The sequence below is a fragment of the Kitasatospora sp. NPDC058243 genome, assembly GCF_042882025.1.
GTDB lineage: Bacteria > Actinomycetota > Actinomycetes > Streptomycetales > Streptomycetaceae > Kitasatospora.
Genome location: NZ_JBHVWW010000012.1, coordinates 114,901 through 134,780, shown reverse-complemented (window position 1 = coordinate 134,780; position 19,880 = coordinate 114,901). Strand labels below are relative to the sequence as shown.

Genomic DNA, 19,880 nt, shown 5'->3' with positions numbered 1-19,880 from the left:
CCTGTTATCGCGGTGGCCATGACACGCATCGTCACGGGTTAGGTGCGGTGGGTGTACGCAATCAGGCGGTGTGCGGAGGGGATTTCCGGGAGCCCGCGACGGCCGGGCAATGCGGCCGCCGGCCTGGCGGCCTGCGGGAATGCCGAGGTGGTGCCCCCAGCAGGATTCGAACCTGCGACCTACCGCTTAGAAGGCGGGTGCTCTATCCGCTGAGCTATGGGGGCGGGACGGGCTGCGCCCGGGCGGGCGTGACCGTGGCCGGGTCGGGCGACGAGCGCCGGGGGCGCGCGTGTCCGGCCCCGTACCGTGAGGGTGGGGGTGGGGGTCGGTGGGCCCTCGACCTGTCGGGGACAGGATAAGGGTGCCCAGTTCCTCGGCCGAGTGTGACGACACCGCCGTTGGTGTGTCGGTTCGGTGGAGCGGTCCGATAATCGCAGGTGAACGCCGTGAGTGCAGCGGTCTGGGAGTGTTCCGAGCCGGACGTTGTGCAGTCGTTACGGGGCTGCCGCCCCACCCGTTATGGATTCGGCACGGAGAATGTGTCGCCACCGGTGCGGGTGGGGGGCCGTATTCGGCTTCCTCCGGTCGGATGACGTGCGCGGACGGTCGGTCGGCGCTGTTCCGGGGCGTGTCGGTTGGGGGCGGCGAGCAGCCGGTTTGTTGTCATGGCCGCGATGAGATGGGCTCGAAGGGGTGCCGAAAGGCCGAAATTCACCCCTGCGAGTGACGTCGGTTTTCCGAGGCATCGAGTTGTCCACAGGATTTCAGAACTCTCTGGCGGGGATTTCCCGCGAAGCGCACTCTCGACGCGCACCGGTCGATTCCGTACGGTGCATCGGCGAGAACGGAGAGTGCACTGTGAACGAGATGCAGGTGACGATCGTCGGCATTGTCGCGACGGAGGTGAGCTACGGCGAAACGGGCAGCGGGGTGCCGATGGCCAAGTTCCGGCTCGGCTGCACCGAGCGCCGGTACGACCGGCAGCGCGAGTGCTGGGCGGACGGCGAGACGCAGTGGCTGACGGTGACGGCCTGGCGGGGGCTCGCGGTCAATCTGATCGGTTCGCTCGCCAAGGGGGATCCGGTGTTGGTGAGTGGTCGGCTGCGGCTGCGGGAGTGGGCCGACGGCGAGGTGAAGCGCACCGGGGCCGAGATCGACGCCCGATCGGTCGGACACGACCTCACCCGTGGTACCTCGGCGTTCCGTTGGGCGGCGGGGGTGCGCGGGCAGCCGTCGGGCGCCACCGGGCCGAGCGGGGCGCAGGCCGGGGCAGGGGTGGTGCCGGGGTGGATCGCCGACGCGCTGGAGGCGCGGAAGGCCTTGGCGGTGGCCTCGGCGCCGCGCCCGCCGGAGCCCCCGCCGCCGGCGCGGCCGGTGTCGGACGGGGCGTCGGAGGCGGAGGCGGGGGAGCGGGGCAGGGTGGCCGAGGGGGAGCGGGGAGGTGACGAGCAGGCTGCGCTGATCTGACGGGTCGATGACCTTAACTGTCGACAAATATGTTGATCGAGACTGTTGTTGCGCCCGCATGCGCAATCTCGCCCGGATAACGAAAAGTCGCGAGGAGATTCTGGCTGATCGTCAGCTTGTGTCGAAACTGAGGGGGTTGATAACGATCCAGATACGGAATCGTCCTGATTTCGCATGGGGGTTTCGGGGCCTGCGGGGCTCAATAGGATTCGTCTGGTTCATACCCGCAGCAGCGCCACAGGGGGCGCGCGCGGCACGGCAAGTCGGCGGGCTGTCCATCGGTGCGGCCCGGCCCCGGAGGGATCCCAGATGTTCCAGAGGCAGGTGCGGAGTCTCCCCCGCATAACCACTGTCATGCTCACGACCAGCCTGGTGTTGGGCGGGGGCCTGTTCGCGGCCGGTGCGGCGGCCGCGGCGGACACCCCGGGTGCGGGCGTCAAGGCCGTCCTCCAGAACACGATGGTGGGCGAGAAGATCGACGTCGAGGGCAAGGGGACCGTCGACGGCGGTCTGTTCACCCTCAAGACGTCCAACGGCGAGATCCAGACCTACTGCATCGACTTCGACAACCCGGTCTACCTGGACAGCGCCGCGAAGTACCAGGAGTCGGACTGGAAGTCGAGCTCCCTCGGCGGCAAGAACAAGGTCGAGGCGGCCTCCAAGATCCGCTGGATCCTGGAGAACTCCTACCCGCAGGTCAAGGACCTGACGGCGCTCGGCAAGACCGTCGGCGTCGACGGCCTGACCGCCGAGGACGCCGCCGCGGGCACCCAGGCCGCGATCTGGAAGTTCTCGGACAACAAGAACGCCACCCCGCGCAACGCCAAGGCCAAGAAGCTGCGCGACTACCTGCTCGGCGACGCCAACAAGGGCATCGCCGCCGAGCCCAACCCCTCGTTGACGCTCAACCCGGACTCCGTCTCCGGCAAGTCCGGCAACAAGCTCGGCCCCTTCACCCTCAAGTCCAGCGCCGCCGAGGTGAAGCTCACCGTCACCGGTGACGCCGCCGACAAGGTCAAGGTGGTGGACAAGGACGGCAAGCCGGTCGGCGCCACCCTGACCGGTCCGATCAAGGAGACCCAGCTGTTCCTGGACGTGCCGGCCGGCACCCCGGACGGCTCCGTCGCCCTGGCCGCCGCCGCCGACACCGTCGTGCCCAGCGGCCGGGTCTTCCTCAGCGAGGGCTACGACCCGAAGCGGCACAGCCAGAGCATGATCCTGGCCGGCTCCAGCAAGCTCAGCGTCTCCGCCGGCGCCAAGGCCACCTGGAAGCAGGGCCAGGGCGCGCTGGTCGACAGCACCGCCCAGGTCGAGTGCGAGAACAACGGCGTGCGCGTCACCGTCACCAACGGTGGTGACGAGGCCGCCACCGTCACGGTCAAGCCGGGCAAGCAGCTGACCGTCCAGCCGGGCAAGACCGAGAACGTGCTCGTCCCGGTCGCCGAGAAGGCCGCCTACGACATCAACGTCACCGGCCCGAACGGCTTCGCCAAGGAGTTCAAGGGCGTCCTGGACTGCAAGACCGGCGTGACCCCGCCGACCTCCGGCCCGTCGACCCCGGCCGCGAGCGGCACCCCGAGCGGCGCCCCGAGCACCGCCCCGAGCACCGCCCCGACCGGCACCCCGAGTGGCACCCCGAGCCAGGCCGGCACCCCGTCGGCCGGTGCCAGCACCGCCGCCGGCGCGCACCCGAGCCCGGCCGCGACCAACTCCGCCCCGGGCACCGGTGGCCTGGCCCAGACCGGTGCCAGTGACTCGACCCCGATCCTCGCCGCCGTCGCCGGTGGCCTGGTCCTGGCCGGTGGCGCCGCGGTCTTCGTCCTGCGCCGCCGTGGCCGCCACGGTCGCACCGCCGCCTGAACCGCCCCGCAGGCCCGGAGGCGCTGACCTCCTGAGGCCCTGACGGCACCCGGCCCGGCCCCCGCACCCGCTGCGGGGGCCGGGCCTTCGCCGTTCAACGCCGCGCTGCGGATACCCCCGTGGGGCACACCGGGCGTTCGGGGCCCCCGGCCGGGTGCGGCACAATGGAAGGCTGCAAGCCGAATACTCCCGACGACGCCGGAGCGATCTCACGTGGCGGAATACATCTACACGATGCGCAAGGTGCGCAAGGCGCACGGAGACAAGGTCATCCTTGACGACGTGACGCTCAGCTTCCTCCCCGGGGCGAAGATCGGCGTCGTGGGCCCCAACGGCGCGGGCAAGTCCACCGTGCTGAAGATGATGGCCGGCCTGGAGCACCCCTCCAACGGCGACGCCTTCCTCTCGCCCGGTTTCACCGTCGGCATGCTGCTCCAGGAGCCGCCGCTCGACGAGACCAAGACCGTCCTGGAGAACGTCGAGGACGGCGTCAAGGAGATCAAGGGGAAGCTCAACCGCTTCAACGAGATCGCCGAGCTGATGGCGACCGACTACTCGGACGCCCTGCTGGACGAGATGGGCAAGCTCCAGGAGGACCTGGACCACGCCAACGCGTGGGACCTGGAGGCCCAGCTGGAGCAGGCCATGGACGCCCTGGGCTGCCCGCCCGGCGACTGGCCGGTCACCAAGCTCTCCGGTGGCGAGAAGCGCCGCGTGGCGCTCTGCAAGCTGCTGCTGGAGTCCCCCGACCTGCTGCTGCTCGACGAGCCCACCAACCACCTGGACGCCGAGTCGGTGAACTGGCTGGAGCAGCACCTGGCCAAGTACCCCGGCACCGTCGTCGCCGTCACCCACGACCGGTACTTCCTGGACAACGTGGCCGGCTGGATCCTGGAGCTCGACCGCGGCCGCGCCATCGGCTACGAGGGCAACTACTCCACCTACCTGGAGTCCAAGCAGTCCCGCCTCAAGGTCGAGGGCCAGAAGGACGCCAAGCGCGCCAAGCGGCTCCGCGAGGAGCTGGAGTGGGTCCGCTCCAACGCCAAGGGCCGCCAGGCGAAGTCCAAGGCCCGTCTGGCCCGCTACGAGGAGATGGCGGCCGAGGCGGACAAGATGCGGAAGCTGGACTTCGAGGAGATCCAGATCCCGCCGGGCCCGCGTCTGGGCAGCATCGTCATCGAGGTGGAGAACCTCTCCAAGGCCTTCGGCGAGAAGATCCTGATCGACGACCTCAGCTTCACCCTGCCGCGCAACGGCATCGTCGGCATCATCGGCCCCAACGGCGCCGGCAAGACCACGCTGTTCAAGATGCTCCAGGACATGGAGACCCCCGACTCCGGTGTGGTCAAGGTCGGCGAGACCGTCAAGATCAGCTACGTCGACCAGAGCCGCGCCAACATCGACCCGAAGAAGACCCTCTGGGAGGTCGTCTCCGACGGTCTGGACTGGATCAACGTCGGCCAGGTCGAGATGCCGTCCCGCGCCTACGTGTCGGCCTTCGGCTTCAAGGGCCCGGACCAGCAGAAGCCGGCCGGCGTGCTGTCCGGTGGTGAGCGCAACCGCCTGAACCTGGCGCTCACCCTCAAGCAGGGCGGCAACCTGCTGCTCCTCGACGAGCCCACCAACGACCTCGACGTCGAGACGCTCTCCTCGCTGGAGAACGCCCTGCTGGAGTTCCCCGGCTGCGCCGTGGTCATCTCCCACGACCGCTGGTTCCTGGACCGGGTGGCCACCCACATCCTCGCCTACGAGGGTGAGAGCAAGTGGTTCTGGTTCGAGGGCAACTTCGAGTCGTACGAGAAGAACAAGATCGAGCGGCTCGGCGCCGACGCGGCCCGCCCGCACCGGGCCACGTACAAGAAGCTGACCCGCGGCTGACACCCAGCCGTCACGGCGGCCCGGCAGACTGCCCCTCGGGGCGGCCTGCCGGCCGCCGGCCCGCCGCCACCGCACGGCGGCGGGCGACCGGACGTCGAGGAGAACACCTGTGGCCCGCCACATCTACGCCTGCCCGCTGCGCTGGTCCGACATGGACGCGTTCGGCCACGTCAACAACGTGGTCTTCCTGCGCTACCTGGAGGAGGCCCGGATCGACTTCATGTTCACCCAGGCCGCCGAGGCCGGGGCGGGGGAGTTCGCGGGCGGCTCGGTGGTGGCCCGCCACGAGATCGACTACAAGCGCCCGCTGGTGCACCGGCCGGAGCCGGTCACCGTCGAGACCAGGGTGACCCGCATCGGCGGCGCCTCGCTGACCGTGTCCTACGAGATCAAGGACGTCGCCGAGGACGGCACCGAGACGGTGTACGTCCAGGCGTCCACCGTGGTCGTGCCCTACGACCTGGCGGAGGGCCGGCCGCGCCGGATCTCGCCCGTGGAGCGGGAGTTCCTGTCCCGTTTCATGGACGAGGAGCCCGCCGTAGTCGCCGCCTGAGCACCCACCTCCGACGATTCGAGCTGACCCGCGTTGACCATCACCGCCCGCCTCGCCCTCACCGACGCCGGGGAGGCCGCCGACCTCTCCGCGTTCCTGCTGCGCCTGCTGCGCTTCGACAAGGCGGCGGCCGTCCGGTTGCAGGCGGTGGCCCCGGCCGGGGAGGACGGCGTGCTGGCGGTCTTCGGTCGGCTGCCGCTGGGCGGTTCGGGCGCGCTGGCGATCCGCACCGCCCGGCTGACCGGGCCGGCCGAGCCGACCGATCTGACGGTCTCGGCGGGCCAGTTGCTGGACGGCGTGGACGCCGGGACGGGTGCCGTCGCGCTGCCCGCCCCGGTGACCGGGCCGGCCTGGGCCGGGCTGCTGCCGCCGCGCACCGGCTGGCGGCCGGTCGGGGCGCCGCCGGCGGCCGAGGTTTACCCCGAACTGATGGCCGGGGTGCGGGAGTTCCGTGAGCGCAGCGAGGCCGTCCCGGCGCACCACCGCGGCCGTGCGGTGCTGGACGCGCTGGCCGACGAGATCTGGTCCCGCCCGGTGTCCGTGCTGCCGGAGCTGCCGCTGCGGGCGGTGCACGCGGCGTACGTGATCGGCTTCCTGAAGCCCGGGGCGCCGCTCACCGTGCACCGGGCGGGCGGCTGGCTGCGGCTGAGCGCCCCGGCCGGCTCGGTGGCGGTCCGGACGGTGGCCGCACCCGGCGCGGGGCTGGGGCTCAGCCCGCTCCGCTGACCGGAGCCAGCCCGGCCCGGCCCGGGGATCAGCCCGGAGTGTTGATCATCGAGGCGGCGGCGTAGGTGAGGTAGTCCCAGAGCTGCCGCTCGGCCTCGGCGGGCAGGGCCAGGTCGTCCACGGCCGCCCGCATGTTCCTGAGCCAGGCGTCGTGCGCGGCGCGGTCGACCTTGAACGGCACGTGCCGCATCCGCAGCCGGGGGTGGCCGCGTTGCTCGCTGTAGGTGCGCGGGCCGCCCCAGTACTGCATCAGGAACAGGGTCATCCGCTCCTCGGCCGGGCCGAGGTCCTCCTCGGGGTACATCGGCCGGAGCAACTCGTCCTCGGCGATGCCCTGGTAGAACCGGTGGACCAGTCGCCGGAAGGTCGGTTCGCCGCCGACCTGGTCGAAGAAGGTCTCCTCGCTGAACGTTCCTCGCCGGATCTCTTTCACCCGACCATGGTCGCAGACGCCGACGGGGTCGTACACCGGGACCAAAGGCGTACGACCCCGCAGGGCGTGTGTCGGGGCTCAGGCGACCGGGGCGGCGGTCACACGTCCTCCCACTTGAACAGCTTCCAGGAGATGCCGGTCAGCACGGCCGCGAAGAGCAGCAGTCCGCCCATGGTGGGCAGGGCGTCCATGACGCCGCCGCCGCGGGTCAGTACCGACTGGGCGGCCGTCACCAGGTAGCGCAGCGGCATGACCTTGGAGATGGTCTCCAGCCAGCCGGGCGCGCTGTCCAGCGGGATGAACGCGCCGGACAGGAAGGACATCGGCAGCACGATGATCTGCGAGATGCCGTTGGCCGCCTCCTCGGTCTTGGCGACCGATCCGGCCAGCAGGCCGATCGACATGAAGGCGAGCGTCGCGCAGGCCACCAGCGGGATGACCAGCCACCAGTTGCCGGTGAGCTTGAGCCCGAAGAAGTTGGTGGCGACCGCCAGGAAGACGGTGGTCTGGAGAAGCGAGGTCAGCAGCGAGACCAGGATCCTGGAGCTGATGACCGTGCCCGCACTCACCGGGGCCAGCCGCAGCCGGCGCAGCACCTTGCTCTTGCGCCACCCGACCAGGGTCAGTGCGGCACCGAACACCGCGCCGGTGGCGACGGCCCAGCCGAGCAGGCCGGGGGTGAGGAACTGGATCGGCTTGAGCGACTGGTCCTCGACCTGCTGGGCGTCCAGCACGTAGGCCGGCTTCTGGCCGGTGGCGGCCTGGTTGGCGCTCTGGACCACCGAGTTGACGATGCCCCGGAGCGCGCCGGCGCGGACGGTGTCGGCGGCGCTGAAGCGCAGCTCGACCTTGCCGTCCGGACCCTGCTCGATCATCGCGTCGAAGTCGCCCTTGCGGACCTTCTCCAGCGTGGCGGCCGCGTCGTCGGTCCTGGTGATGGTGAGGACCTTGTCCAGGTCGACCCGGCCCTCGCCCTGGATCGAGTCGAACAGCTTCACCGCGCCGACCTGCGCCACCTTGGCGTGCGGGCTGCTGGAGCCCTTGCCCACGGTGCCGAAGAACACCAGGAACACCAGCGGGAAGAGCAGGATGAAGAAGGTCGCGGTGCGGTCGCGCTTCATGCCGAGCAGCATCGCGCGGGACAGGCTCCAGAACGCGCTGACCCGCTCCCGCTCGGCGCTCGCGCCGCCGCTCGGACCGTCGCTCCGGGCGGGGGTCTTCGGCTCGGTGGACGTGCTGGCGGTCATGCGCGGTACTCCCGTCCGGTCAGCTGGAGGAAGACGTCCTCCAGGGTGGCGCCGCGCACTTCGAGGCCGCGCAGCGCGTTCTGCTCGGCCAGGACGCTCAGGACCGGGGCCGGGAGGCGGGTGGAGACGGAGAGCGAGACGCTGTCGTCCTCCAGGGCGGCGATGTCGGCGCCGGCCGCGGTGAGCAGGTCCCGGGCGCGCTCGACGGACAGCTGGCCGGACGCGACGCTGATCCGGACGGTGTCGTCGATCTCGCGGATCAGCGTCGCCGGGGCGCCGGTGTGCAGGATCTTCCCGTGGTCCATGATCGAGACCCGGTCGCAGAGCACCTCGGCCTCGTCCAGGTAGTGGGTGGTGAGGACGACCGTGCGGCCCTCGCCGTTGATGTCCCGCAGGAGGTCCCAGAGGTTGCGCCGGGCCTGCGGGTCGAGGCCGGTGGTGGGCTCGTCCAGGAAGACGATCTCCGGGTCGTGGGCCAGCGCGCAGGCGATCGACAGGCGCTGCGCCTGACCGCCCGACATCTGGTCGGTCATGACGTCGGCCTTGTCGGTCAGGCCGACCCGCTCCAGCATCGCGTCGGCCCGCTTGGGGCCGACCCCGTAGAACGACGCGAAGGTGCGGATGGTCTCCCGGGCCGTCAGTTTCCGGAAGAAGGCGGAGGCCTGGAACTGCACGCCGATGCGCGGCAGCAGTTTCGGATTGCGCGGCCAGGGAGCCATCCCCAGCAGCTCGACCCGGCCCTCGTCCGGCTTGCGGACGCCTTCCAGGATCTCCATCGTGGTGGTCTTCCCGGCGCCGTTGGGGCCCAGGATTCCATAGAATTCGCCGGCCTCGACGGTGAGGGACACCCCGTCGACGGCCTGCACGTCCCCGTACCGCTGACGGATGCCGTCGGCGGATATAGCTGCAGTCATGTGGCCTGAGCCTAGGGCTTGCGGAGGGCCCTGTGCACGTCGGTGACGACGAAATTTGTGGATTGTCCGAGGGATCGGGAACAAGCCGGGCCGGGCGGAAGTTGAATTCCACCCGGCCCGGCCGGAGTTGTTGCCGACGGTCTTTCAGGCGCGGTGCACCGTGATCGTCGTCCAGGCTCCGATGTGGATCCGGTCACCGTCGTTCAGCGGCACGGCGGTGTGCGGGGCGATCGGCTCCGAGCCGCCGTTCACGGTGGTGCCGTTGGTCGAGTCCTGGTCCACCAGGACCCAGCTGCCGTCCGCCTGTTCGGCGAGCAGCGCGTGCTGGTGCGAGGCGCCCGGGTCCTCCGGCGGCACCGACAGGTCGATCTCCGGCACGGTGCCGCGGTGCTGGCTGCGCCGCCCGATCCGCAGCTGGCCGCGGCCGGTCAGCGGGATGCGACGCTCGGGGCAGTACGGCGGGAAGAACAGCCCGGCCGCCTCGGGGCCGCTGCGGGCCATCATCTCGGTGAAGTACTCGCGGTCGGCGGAGACCACCGCGATCCAGTTGGCCCGGAGCGGCTCCGCGGGGGCCGCCGCCGGCTGTGGCTGCTGAGGCTGGGGCTGCTGCTGATGCGGCGGGGCGAGGTGGAACGAGGTGCCGAAGTCGCCGCCGCGGTTGTTGGGGCCGGGGGGCTCGGCGTACACCGGGCCGGAGTCCTCGCGGACGGGGGCCTCGGGGAACGCCCCCTCCGGCGCGGGCCCCTCCGGCCCGTTGGCGGGCAAGGAGGGAGGGTAGCCGTAGGTGTGCGCGGGCGCGGCGGCCTGCTGCGGGTGCTGGGTGTGCTGCGGCTGTGGCTGCTGCGGGACGGGCGGGCCGTACGGCGGTTGGCCGTACGGCGGCTGGGCGGCGGGCGCGCCGCCGTACGCCGCCGGGATGTTCAGCGGCTGCTGCGCCTGGCGGCGCGAGGGGGTGGAGAGCTCGTAGTCGTACCCGCACTCCTCGCAGAACCGTCCGGTCTGCGGGCTGCGGCAGATCGGGCAGACCGTCAGGCCCTCGGTCAGGTTGGGGTAGCCCTGGGCCGGTGGCGGCGGCATCGCGCCGGGCTGTGGCGGGACGTTCCCCGGCGGCACCGGCGGCGGCGACAGCGGCGCGCCGTAGGGCGTACCGCGGTGGTCCGGGTGCTGGGACTGCTCGAACGAGCCGGGCGCCTCGGGCGCCGGGTGGGAGCCGTACGCCCCCGGGTGGGTCCCGTGGGCCCCGTGGGCTCCCGGGTGGGCTCCGGGCGGCGGCGGGGCCGGCGGAGTCATCGGGAAGCCGCAGAAGTCGCACCAGTCCTCGGCCTGCGACTCGTGGCCCCTCGGGCAGATCGGCATCAGTTCCCCCTCACATCGAGCCGGCTTGGGGCGGCGTCGCACCGGGTCGTCGGCCCGGTCACGTCTTCAGCGGTCACTTCTTCACACGCACCGTCTTGGTCGACCGGGTCTCAAGGGTCATCGAGTCGGCCTCGCTCACGTTCTTACGGAACCGAACCGTACCCTCCTTCGGGTCCACCACGTCCACCACCTTCTGCAGCAGTTTGTAGGTGCCCTCGTTGCCGGTCGCGTGCGCGATCCGGACGGCGGCGCCCAGCTTGGAGGTGGCGGTGTCGACGTCCCCGGCCCGGTGGGCCTCCAGGCCCTCCTGGATGGAGGAGGCCAGCTCGGCCTGCCCGGTGTAGTGGGCGACCTGCGGGCTGATCCGGGTGGAGGAGGCCAGGTCGTCGGTCCACACCGCCTTGACCAGGCCCTGGGAGAGCACCTCGGGGGTGCCGCTGCCGACCTGCGGGGGCAGCACCAGGCTGATCCGGGCGGCGAGCATCTCGTTGCCGATGGAGGCGGCCGGGACCTCGACGCAGACGTGGTAGTCGCGGCTCTCGTCGCCCCAGGAGCCGGTGGGGTAGTCGCCGGCCCGGGGGCCGGCCTCGGCGCGCCGGGCGGTGAGGTCCTCGACCGCGGGGGCGACCTGCTTGACGAACTTGACCGAGGCGTTGGCCGGGGTCCAGATCCGCAGCGCGACGTCGGCGACCTGCTTGCCCATGGCGCCGGCCATCATCGAGCGGAAGTCCTCGGCCAGGCCGGAGGGTTCGGCGACGATGTCGACGGTGCCGAGCAGCGCCGAGGAGATCTTGCGCAGCTCGTCGATCCGCCAGTCGGTGCCGACGCCGCGGCAGTCGGCGGTGAAGTGGCCGGTGACCCGCTCGATGGCGCGTTCCAGGTCGACCGCCGACTCGTGCTCGTTGTTGCCGTCGGTGAGCAGGACGGCGTGCCGGATGGCGATGTCGCGGCGGGTCAGGAAGAGCTTGTCGGCCTTGGCCAGCCAGGTGCCCATCGCGGTGCCGCCGGCGGCGGTGAGGCGGCGCAGGGACTCCTTGGCGTGGCCGCGGGTGGTGGCGGAGGCGGTGGCGAGGGTGCCGTCGCCGGGGTAGATGTCGCGGGCCTCGTGGGTGCCGGCGACCACGGCGAAGGCGGTGCCGTCGCGCAGCGCGTCGATGGCGGCGGCGGTGGCCTCACGGGCGCCGTTGATCTTGGTCTTGGGGTAGTCCATCGAGCCCGAGCAGTCCACCAGGATCACCACGGCCGCAGCGGTGTCGGCGCTCTGCGGGCCGCCCGCGTCGGCGATGCCGAGCGGGCGGCCGCCGGAGGTGCCGCCGCCGGTCGCGGTGACCGTGACGATGGCGTTGACCTCGCGGGCGCCGTCGGCAAGGTACTCGTTCTGGAAGATCTCCACGTCGAACCTGGGCAGGTTCGGCTTCGCCAGTGTTGCCATGGGCCGGTGGCTCCCGTCGGAAGGGTCGTCGGTACGGATCGGTCGGTGGGGGCCGGCCGCGTCGGGGGCGGGCCGGCCGCGTCGGGGGCGGGCCGGCGGACCGGGTGGCCGCCGGGGTCGGCCCCGGGCGGGCGGCGTCCGGTCAGGCCGTCGGCGGGTGCGGCGGCTGCGGGGGGACGGCGGGTGCGGTCGGCGGTGCGGCGGGGGGTGCGGTCGGTGCCGGCGGGGCGGTGGGGGGCAGCGGGGCGGCGGGGGAGCCGATCACCGGGAGGTCCGGCAGGGTCGGCTCGTAGTCCTCGTCCTCCTCGGCGGCCCTCCTGGCACCCGCCGCGGTGATCAGCGGCAGGTCGAGCGCGGTGGCGGTCCGGGGGTCGTCCTCGTCCTCGCCCTGGTCCTCGGCTCCGGCACCGGCGCCCGCGGCCGGCGGGTCGATCGGCAGGACGGCGACGGTGATGTTGTCGTGGCCGCCGGCGGCGACCGCGAACTTCACCAGGGTCTGCGCCGCCGCGAGCGGTTCGGTGCGGGCGTCCGGCCGGACGAAGTACGCCAGGTCGGTGGCGGCCTCGGCGTAGTTCCACAGTCCGTCGGTGCAGATCAGCAGCACCCCGGGGACGTGCGGCGTGAAGTCGAGGGTGTGCGGGACGACCTCCTCGGCGTCGGCGCCGAGCCACCCGGTGATCGCGTGGGCGCGCGGGTCGGCGTACGCCTCGGCCTCGCTCATCAGCCCGGCCTCGACCATCCGGGCCGCCCAGGAGTCGTCCTGGGTGAGCCGGAAGGGCTCGGCGCCGGCGCGGTCGTCCGGGATCCAGTAGGCGCGGGTGTCGCCGACCCAGCCGATGGTGATCCGGCCGCCGGAGGCTATGGCGCTGACGTAGGTGCAGGCGGGCGCGTTGAGGTCGGGCCGGGCGGGCCCGGGGCCGGCCTGGGCGAGGTCGGCGACGGCCCCGGCGGCGTCGGCGATGGCCTGGCGCATGGCGGCGGTGGGTTCGCGGCCCGCCTCCAGGGCGCTCAGCAGCGACTCGGAGGCGGCGTCGACGGCGGTCTCGGAGGCCTCGTCCGGCCGGTCGGAGGAGGAGACGCCGTCGCAGACCACGGCGACCACGACGGGCTCGCCGCCGGGCAGCGAGGTGGCGGCGATGGTGAAGGAGTCCTCGTTGCGGTGGTGGCGCAGGCCGCGGTCGCTGACCCCGGCGACGCCCGCGAGGGACTTCTCCATGTGGTCGCGCGGGCGCGGCTGGGCGCCGCCGCAGGCCTCGCAGTAGCCGTCCGCGGTGACCTGCGGCAGCCCGCAGTGCGCGCAGACCGGCCCGTGCTGGGGCGGGGCGCCCTCGGCCCGGGCGGCGGCCCAGTTCGCGGGCATCGCGCCCGGGGCGGCCCGGCCGTCCCGGCTGGCGCCGCAGGCGCCGCAGTAGGCGTCCTCCGGCTCCAGCGGTTCGGAACAGCTCGGGCACACGGTCTGCTGCGGCATCGGCTACACCCACGTCCTGGGGCGGGCGCGGTTGGCCCGCTCCACCATTTCGATCCTGGTCTCGGCCCGGTCGGCCAACCGGGCGAGTACCCGGTAGGACTGTTCCAGGGCGAAGCGCAGTTCCCGCTCCACCGCAGGTCGTCCCAGGACCGTGGTGCCGCCGCCCTGCTGGGCGCCGGTCGAGCCCGCGGTGACCCAGCCGAGGGCGGCGCCGAGCAGTTCGACGGCCAGTTCCTCGCGGCGGCGGTCGTCCAGGCGCAGCGCGGTCAGCTGGTCGGAGCTGGCGCCGAGGTCGGCGGCGAGCGGGTCGGTGGCGGGCCGTTCGCGCAGCCGGGCGCGGACGGCCGCGATCCGGGCGGCGGTGTACTGGTTGGAGGTGGCCGGGACGGACTCCAGGACGCGGACGGCGCCGGGCCGGTCGTCCTCGGCGAGCCGGACCCGGGCGAGCCCGAAGGCGGCGCTGAGGTAGGCCGGGTCGGTGGTCCAGACGAGTCGGTAGAACTCGGCGGCGTCGCCGCCGTCGCCGAGGAGTTCGGCGCAGATGGCGAGGGCCAGCTTGGGGGCGGCCTCGCCGGGGAAGGCGTCGTAGACCGCGTCGAAGGCCTCGGCGGCGGCGCGCAGCCCGGCCTCGTCGGGCGAAGCCGGGCCGTCCGGGCCGCCTGCGGCGCCGACCAGGGCGACCGAGCTGCCAGGGCTGTCCGGGCCGTCCGGGCCGTCCGGGCCGTGCACGGCGCCGACCAGGGCGACCAGGCCGCGGTACCAGACGACCCGCCAGTCGTCCGGGTACTCCCGCTCCAGGGCGTCGAGGGCTTCCTCGGCGGCGGCGCGGTGGCCGAGTTCGAGGTGGGCGCGCAGTTCGCGCAGCCGCCGTTCGATGGAGAGGGCGGGCGCGCCGGCCAGAGCGGCGAGCGCCTCCTCGGGGTCGGTGGCGAGCAGGGTGGCGAGGAAGCCGGCGTTGGGGTCGCCGGGGTCGACGCGCGGGACGGGCAGTGCGAGGGCGGCGGCGGCCGGGTCGAGGGCGGTCACCAGGAGCTGTCCGGGCTGCTCGGTGGGCATGACCAACTCGGTGTCCACGACGCGTAGTTCGGGCCCGAAGAGGGTGGACAGGGCGGGCCGGGCCCGGCCGTCCTGGAGGGCGAGTATCTCGCGCAGCACGCCGGTGAGCTGGTCGGCCATCTCGTCGGCGGAGGAGAACCGGCGGGCCGGGTCCGGGTCGGTGGCGCGGACCAGGAAGCGGTAGTACGACTCGTAGCGGGCGAAGACCTCGACGTCCTCGGGGCCGGGCAGGGTGTCCCGGTAGGTGGTGCTGTAGCCCTGGAAGTCGAAGGTGAGCACCGCGAGGGTGCGGGCCACGGTGTAGAGGTCGGAGGCGGGGGAGGGGCCGTGGGTGGCGATCTCGGGGGCCTGGTAGCCGACGGTGCCGTAGATCGGGCCGTCGTGGTCGAGGCGGCAGACGGCGCCCATGTCGATGATCTTGAGCGCGTCGCCGCTCTGGATCACGTTGTCGATCTTGAAGTCGCAGTAGATCAGGCCCCGGCTGTGCAGGTACCCGAGTGCGGGCAGTGCCTCCAGCGCGTACGCGATCGCCTGCTCGACGGGCAGCGGCTCGCGCCGGCCGTCCGGGGTGCGGCGGTCGTTGGCGATGTCCTTGAGCGACTTGCCGCCGACGTACTCCATCACGATGTAGCCGTCGGTGGAGCCGGAGCCCAGGTCCAGGTGCTCGGCGAAGTTGATGATCCGGACGATGTTCGGGTGGTCCACCTCGGCCAGGAAGCGGCGCTCGGCGACGGCCACGGCGAGCGCGTCCTCGTCCCCGGTGTCCAGCAGGCCCTTCAGGACCACCCACTTGTCGTTGACCCGCCGGTCGATCGCCAGGTAGATCCAGCCGAGGCCGCCGTGCGCCAGGCAGCCCACCACCTCGTACTGCCCGCCGACCAGGTCGCCGCGGCGCAGCTTGGGCGTGAACGAGTACGGCGTGCCGCACTTGGTGCAGAAGCCGTCCGGGCGGCCCGGCCGGCCGTTCTTCTCCCGGCCCACCGGGGTCTCGCACTTGGAGCAGAACCGCTTGCGCTCCGGGACCTCCGGGTTCTCCAGCACCGCCAGCGACGGGTCGGCCGTCTCGACGGTCGGCACCGTCACCAGGCCGGCGCCCAGCCGGTTGCGGGTGCCCGCGCTGACGCTGCCGCGGGTGCTGCGCACCGAGACCGAGCGGCTGCTGCCGGTGCGGGTCGAGCGGTGCGAGCGGGAGCGGCCGGACATCGAGCGGGCCGAGCCGGTGCGGGTCGAGCGGATCGAGCCGCTGCGTGCCGAGTCGGTGGAGACCCGGGAGGAGGGGACGTAGGGCTGGGTGACGCCGGTGTCGCCGCCGGGCGGGGTGAGGCCGCACTCGTCGCAGTAGCCGTCGGTGTCGATGGCGCCCGAACAGTCCCGGGGGCAGGGCGCGCCGGGGCCGGCGGCCGGCGGGGCGCCGGTGGCCGCCGTCGAAGCTGCCACGGTGCCGCCGCCCGCCGGGGCGAGCCCGCACTCGTCGCAGTAGCCGTCCGCGTCGATCCTGCCGTTGCCGGAGCACTCCGGCCGTACGCACGTCCCGCCCATCAACCTCAGCCCCCCTGGACCTGTCCGTCGACCGGCGTCTGGCCGGTCGTCTCCTGTGCGGCCTCGGCCTGCGCCGGCCGCAGCGACTGCTGGAAGCGGGCCACCGCGGCGGCCGCCGCCCGCAGGTCGCAGGGCGCGCTCCACAGCAGCCAGCGCGCCTTCTCGTACCGCTCGATCACTTCCGGGTCCTCGGAGACCCGCAGCCGGGCGGCCATCGCCTTGTAGGCGTCCAGCCGGCCGCGCAGTTCGGCGCGGACGGCCAGCGGCTGGGTCACCTCGGTGAGCGACTGCCGGGCCCGGGCCAGCTCCTTGGCGGCGGCGTCCTCCAGCGTGTCCAGCAGCGGCGCCAGCCGGCCCCACTGCCCGCCCTGGCGCAACTCCAGTGCCGTCACGATCCGTTCGCGCAGCGCCGAGGCCGGCCCGGGCACCGCCGGGACGTCGCTGGAGGCTATCTTCGCCAGCACCTCGCCGCGCGCCCGGCGGGCCTCGGCCAGGGTGGCGTCGGCCCGCTGGAGCAGGTCGCCGACGCCCTGGAGGCGCTCCTCGGCGTCGTCGCGCAGCCGCAGCAGGTTCTCCAGTTCCACCCGGACGCCGTCCAGCGCCCGCCCGGCCCGGTCGAACCGCTCGGTGTCCACCACCCCGGCGGGGGTGGCGAAGGCGCCGCCCTCCGGCACGGTGCCGCGCTGGGCGGGCACCCGGGCCGGGCGCCACAGCGCCAGCGGGTCCTCGCGTACCTCGGCGCGCAGCCCGGTGAGGTCGGCGTCCAGCCCGGCCAGGTCGTCGGCGAGCGGGTGGTTGCCGGCCCGCACGCCGAGCGAGGCGGCGAGGTTGCCCACCCGGTGGAGTTCGGCCAGCAGCAGGTCGATCCGGGCCGGCAGCGCCGACCAGACCGCGTCGGCGGCGCTGACCACCTCCAGCACGGTGGCGTACCAGGAGTTCATCCGGGTCATCAGCGCGTCCAGGCTGATCCGCTCGACCAGCCGGGCGGGCGCGCCGAGCAGTTGCGGGCCGTCCGGCAGCGCGCCGCCGGGGACGGTCACCGCGTCGCCGGTGAGCAGTTCGCTCAGCTCGGCGAGTTCGGGCGCGCCGGGCTTGGCCTTGCGGGCCCGTACCGCGCGCGCCGAGGCCAGTGCCTCCGCGTAGCGGTCGAACAGGGCCCAGAGCAGTGGCAGGCCCTTCCCGGCGACGGACCAGCGCTCCAGCGTGCGTCCGGTCAGTTCGGCGCCGTCGAGCAGCCGCAGGCCCGGATGGTCCTGGAGGGCGAGCAGCGCCGACTCGACCGCGTCCCGCTCCGCGCCGAGGCGCGCCAGCGCGCGGTCCACCTCCTCCCGGTTCAGTACCGGGCCAGCCGAAGCCGCCAACGCCGTGTCCTTCCTTCCTCGCGTGCGATCCCGACGTACCTGACGTGCGATCCCACGACAACCCCCGTGCCCACCACCGGTCTCCCCGTGGTGATCGTCCCGAACCCTAGCCGGTGGCCGTTCGGGCGGAGCGGGCGGTGGGCGTCAAGACCGCGTCAACGGCCTGCTGACGCCCGTGCGCCGCCCGGTGCGTCAGCGGGCCGGCCAGTACAGGCCGGGGTCCTTGGAGTTCTCGGGCAGGTAGGGCTGGACCCACCGCTCGAACGACTTCTGCCAGCCCTTGTCCTTGTCCGCGTAGTAGTCGGAGATCACCTGGTTGACCCGGGCGGTGAGGTCGGTGCTGTTCTGGCGCATCGCGACACCGATCGTCTCCGGCTGTTCGAAGCCGTCCACCACCTTCACCGTCTGGTCCTGCGCGGCCTGGCCGACCGCCAGTTCGTCGTCGGTCATGGTGGCGTCGACCTTGCCGAGCTGCATGCGGACCAGGCAGTCGAGCTGGTTGGTCACCAGGACGAGCTGCTTGGCGCTCTTCTTCGCGTTCAGCACGTCCTTGGCGACCGAGCCGTCCGCGGCGCAGACCGTCTTGCCGCCGATCGCCTCGTCGAGGTTCTTGGCCGTGGACGACCGGGGCACCAGGACCCGCTGCTTGATATTGAAGTACGACCGGGAGAAGGCGACCTTCTTCAGGTTGGCGCAGCTGATCGTCATGGTGCGGACGATCAGGTCGACCTGGTTGCCCGTGAGGGCGTCGGCCCGGCCGGCGGTCGACACCGGTTTGAGCACCACCTTGGCCGGGTCGCCCATGACGGCCGCGCCGATCGCCCTCGCGAGGTCGATGTCGAAGCCTTCGAGCTCACCGGTGTTCGGGTTGCGGGCGCCCCAGCGGTAGCTGTTCTGGTCCACGCCGATGATCAGGGTGCCCTTGGCCTTGATGGCCTTCACCGCCGTGCCGTCCACGGTGCTCGGCGGCACGGTGCTGGTCAGGTCGCAGGACTCGGCCTCTTCCTGCCCGGCCTCTTCCTGCCCGGTCGACCGGACGGCCTGCGGTGCGCCCGTGGCGGCCGCGGGTACGGCGCCGGACGGCCCGCCCCCGCCGAGCACGGCCGCACCGGCGGCCAGCAGCGCCAGCGCGGCGGCCGCCCTGGTGCCTGCGGTTCTCCTGCGCATGTGTCCGTTCCCCCTCTACCGGTACTCGGCCAGGCGGCGGCCCAGGCCGCGCAGCGCGGCGGCCGCGGCCGCCACGCCGAGCAGCGCGGCCGCGAGGGCGGCGAGCCGGAGGTCGCCCTCGGTGCCCTTGGCGGAGCGCTCGAAGTGGTCCTGCTCGGTGGTGGCGGCCTGGTCGAGCGCCCGGTCGGTGGCCTTGAAGGCGCCGTCCGCGGTGTTCGCCTCGGCGGCCGGGTCCGCCGTCACGGTCGCCTGCAGCGCGCCCTGGTAGTCGGCCTGCTGGGTCTCCAGGGTGTGCGCCGCGTCGTGCCGGGTGCGCCACGTCTCGTACTGCCGGTCGGCCTCGCCGATCTGCTGCCGGGCGTCCGCGGGGGCCAGGTCGAGGGCCTGGCGCAGCGAGCCGGAGTGCTGCTCCATCGGGACGTTCGCCGGCTCGCCCCCGGCGAGCTGCTGGGTGATCGTCGTCCACTGGTCCGCGTACGCGGTGGTGGAGCCGCGGGCGACGAGGTTCAGGTTCTCCGCCAGCCGGGCGGAAAGCACCTGCACCCGGGCGGTGTTGAGCGCCCGCAGCGGCTGCGCGCCCTGCTTCCAGCTCTGCTGGAGCGCGGCGTTGGTGGTCAGGCCGGTGACGGCCAGCCAGAGCGCCCCGGCCAGGACGGCGGCGGTGGCCCCGAGCAGGCCGGGGTTGAACACCCGGTTGGTGCGGCGGAACAGCGTCAGCTGCACCCAGACCAGCGCGCCGAGGGTGAGCACCCCCAGGCCGTACGCGGCCCACGGGCTGGACTTCGCCTCGGCGTAGTCCTTGTCCAGCTCGTCGTTCTCGATGGCGGTCAGCTCGGCGGCGCGCGGCAGCAGGGTGCCCTGCATCTGCTCGGAGGCGTACCGCAGGTAGGCGCCGCCGAGCGGCAGGCCCAGCCGGTTGTTCGCCCGCGCGGTCTCCACCAGGCCGGCGTAGACGGGGAGTTGCTTGTTCAGCTCGGTGAGCTTCTGGTAGGCGGGGGAGCCGACGGTGGTCTGCGCGGCGGCCTTGGTGATCAGGTCGGTGGCCGCGGCCAGATCGCCCTCGTAGTCGCCGCGGACGGCCTTCGTCTCCGCCCCGGCGAGCAGGAAACCGGTGGCCGCGGTGGTGTCGGCGCGGGCCAGCAGGCGGTGGATGTCGGCCGCGTCCTTGCTCAGCGGCTGGCTGTGCTGGACCACCCGGTTGGCGGCCTCCGCCTTGGTCTCCAACTGCCAGGCGGTCAGCGCGCCGAAGGCCACCGTCAGCACCGCGAGCACAGCCCCGGCCAGCCGCAGCCGGCCCGGCGCCGTCCGGGTGGCGTTCGCCAGCCGGGCCCCCCAACCGGAACGGCCCCGCGGTGCCGGCCCGGGGGGAAGAACACCGGGGGCGGACGAAGACAGGTTTGTCGACATAAGCGCCCCCACCACC

Annotated in this window: 15 protein-coding genes and 1 tRNA gene; 5 read left to right on the top strand and 11 right to left on the bottom strand. The window is 72.9% G+C overall.

Going from position 1 to position 19,880, the window contains the following annotated elements:
• Positions 1-148: 148 nt before the first annotated feature.
• Positions 149-224 (bottom strand) — tRNA-Arg (locus ACFVX9_RS11610).
• 643 nt (positions 225-867) lie between these two features.
• Between ACFVX9_RS11610 and ACFVX9_RS11605 the strand changes: the two genes are divergently transcribed.
• From ACFVX9_RS11605 to ACFVX9_RS11585, 5 genes are all read left to right on the top strand, one after another.
• The gene (locus ACFVX9_RS11605; RefSeq protein WP_380377841.1) at positions 868-1,467 is read left to right on the top strand and encodes a single-stranded DNA-binding protein; all 600 of its coding nucleotides are present in this window, start codon (positions 868-870) and stop codon (positions 1,465-1,467) included.
• A gap of 354 nt (positions 1,468-1,821) precedes the next feature.
• Positions 1,822-3,327, top strand: coding sequence for a Cys-Gln thioester bond-forming surface protein (locus tag ACFVX9_RS11600; protein WP_380377832.1), 1,506 nt, complete (start codon positions 1,822-1,824; stop codon positions 3,325-3,327).
• A gap of 213 nt (positions 3,328-3,540) precedes the next feature.
• A complete protein-coding gene (gene ettA, locus ACFVX9_RS11595) occupies positions 3,541-5,205 on the top strand; it encodes an energy-dependent translational throttle protein EttA (RefSeq protein ID WP_079135893.1) in 1,665 nt (554 codons plus the stop codon).
• Positions 5,206-5,314: 109 nt separating this feature from the next.
• On the top strand, positions 5,315-5,758 hold the full coding sequence (locus ACFVX9_RS11590; RefSeq protein WP_063349408.1) for a thioesterase family protein: 444 nt from the start codon (positions 5,315-5,317) through the stop codon (positions 5,756-5,758).
• Between the two features lie 33 nt (positions 5,759-5,791).
• Positions 5,792-6,484, top strand: coding sequence for a hypothetical protein (locus ACFVX9_RS11585; protein ID WP_380337993.1), 693 nt, complete (start codon positions 5,792-5,794; stop codon positions 6,482-6,484).
• A gap of 28 nt (positions 6,485-6,512) precedes the next feature.
• Here ACFVX9_RS11585 and ACFVX9_RS11580 read toward each other — a convergent pair whose 3' ends face one another.
• The 10 genes from ACFVX9_RS11580 to ACFVX9_RS11535 form a co-directional block, all read right to left on the bottom strand.
• Positions 6,513-6,917 (bottom strand): globin, encoded by a 405-nt coding sequence (locus ACFVX9_RS11580; RefSeq protein ID WP_063351424.1) that lies wholly within the window; start codon positions 6,915-6,917, stop codon positions 6,513-6,515.
• 98 nt (positions 6,918-7,015) lie between these two features.
• Complete coding sequence (locus ACFVX9_RS11575) at positions 7,016-8,164, bottom strand: ABC transporter permease (protein ID WP_380377834.1); 1,149 nt, start codon at positions 8,162-8,164, stop codon at positions 7,016-7,018.
• Positions 8,161-9,078: an ABC transporter ATP-binding protein gene (locus tag ACFVX9_RS11570; protein ID WP_363376284.1), complete on the bottom strand. Its 918-nt coding sequence runs from the start codon at positions 9,076-9,078 to the stop codon at positions 8,161-8,163. The genes ACFVX9_RS11575 and ACFVX9_RS11570 overlap by 4 nt, the downstream gene beginning before the upstream one ends.
• A 144-nt stretch (positions 9,079-9,222) precedes the next feature.
• Complete coding sequence (locus ACFVX9_RS11565; protein ID WP_380377836.1) at positions 9,223-10,434, bottom strand: FHA domain-containing protein; 1,212 nt, start codon at positions 10,432-10,434, stop codon at positions 9,223-9,225.
• A 73-nt stretch (positions 10,435-10,507) separates the two neighbouring features.
• Positions 10,508-11,866 (bottom strand): VWA domain-containing protein, encoded by a 1,359-nt coding sequence (locus ACFVX9_RS11560; protein ID WP_380377838.1) that lies wholly within the window; start codon positions 11,864-11,866, stop codon positions 10,508-10,510.
• 142 nt (positions 11,867-12,008) lie between these two features.
• Complete coding sequence (locus tag ACFVX9_RS11555) at positions 12,009-13,334, bottom strand: protein phosphatase 2C domain-containing protein (protein ID WP_380424966.1); 1,326 nt, start codon at positions 13,332-13,334, stop codon at positions 12,009-12,011.
• A gap of 3 nt (positions 13,335-13,337) precedes the next feature.
• Positions 13,338-15,929 carry a tetratricopeptide repeat protein gene (locus ACFVX9_RS11550; RefSeq protein WP_380493713.1) on the bottom strand — a complete coding sequence of 864 codons (2,592 nt, stop codon included), beginning with the start codon at positions 15,927-15,929 and terminating at the stop codon, positions 13,338-13,340.
• A 5-nt stretch (positions 15,930-15,934) separates the two neighbouring features.
• Complete coding sequence (locus ACFVX9_RS11545; RefSeq protein ID WP_380379998.1) at positions 15,935-17,290, bottom strand: hypothetical protein; 1,356 nt, start codon at positions 17,288-17,290, stop codon at positions 15,935-15,937.
• A 192-nt stretch (positions 17,291-17,482) separates the two neighbouring features.
• Positions 17,483-18,457, bottom strand: a complete 975-nt coding sequence (locus tag ACFVX9_RS11540; RefSeq protein ID WP_380379995.1) for a transporter substrate-binding domain-containing protein — start codon at positions 18,455-18,457, stop codon at positions 17,483-17,485.
• A 15-nt stretch (positions 18,458-18,472) separates the two neighbouring features.
• Positions 18,473-19,864 (bottom strand): hypothetical protein, encoded by a 1,392-nt coding sequence (locus ACFVX9_RS11535; RefSeq protein WP_387981428.1) that lies wholly within the window; start codon positions 19,862-19,864, stop codon positions 18,473-18,475.
• Between the last annotated feature and the right edge of the window lie 16 nt (positions 19,865-19,880).

Bases quoted from the DNA above. Each gene is read 5' to 3' on its own strand.
- ACFVX9_RS11555 (WP_380424966.1), bottom strand. From the start codon at position 13,334: ATGCCGCAGCAGACCGTGTGCCCGAGCTGTTCCGAACCGCTGGAGCCG.
- ACFVX9_RS11600 (WP_380377832.1), top strand. From the start codon at position 1,822: ATGCTCACGACCAGCCTGGTGTTGGGCGGGGGCCTGTTCGCGGCCGGT.
- ACFVX9_RS11535 (WP_387981428.1), bottom strand. From the start codon at position 19,864: ATGTCGACAAACCTGTCTTCGTCCGCCCCCGGTGTTCTTCCCCCCGGG.
- ACFVX9_RS11540 (WP_380379995.1), bottom strand. From the start codon at position 18,457: ATGCGCAGGAGAACCGCAGGCACCAGGGCGGCCGCCGCGCTGGCGCTG.
- ACFVX9_RS11575 (WP_380377834.1), bottom strand. From the start codon at position 8,164: ATGACCGCCAGCACGTCCACCGAGCCGAAGACCCCCGCCCGGAGCGAC.
- ACFVX9_RS11550 (WP_380493713.1), bottom strand. From the start codon at position 15,929: ATGGGCGGGACGTGCGTACGGCCGGAGTGCTCCGGCAACGGCAGGATC.
- ACFVX9_RS11605 (WP_380377841.1), top strand. From the start codon at position 868: ATGCAGGTGACGATCGTCGGCATTGTCGCGACGGAGGTGAGCTACGGC.
- ACFVX9_RS11560 (WP_380377838.1), bottom strand. From the start codon at position 11,866: ATGGCAACACTGGCGAAGCCGAACCTGCCCAGGTTCGACGTGGAGATC.
- ACFVX9_RS11570 (WP_363376284.1), bottom strand. From the start codon at position 9,078: ATGACTGCAGCTATATCCGCCGACGGCATCCGTCAGCGGTACGGGGAC.
- ACFVX9_RS11565 (WP_380377836.1), bottom strand. From the start codon at position 10,434: ATGCCGATCTGCCCGAGGGGCCACGAGTCGCAGGCCGAGGACTGGTGC.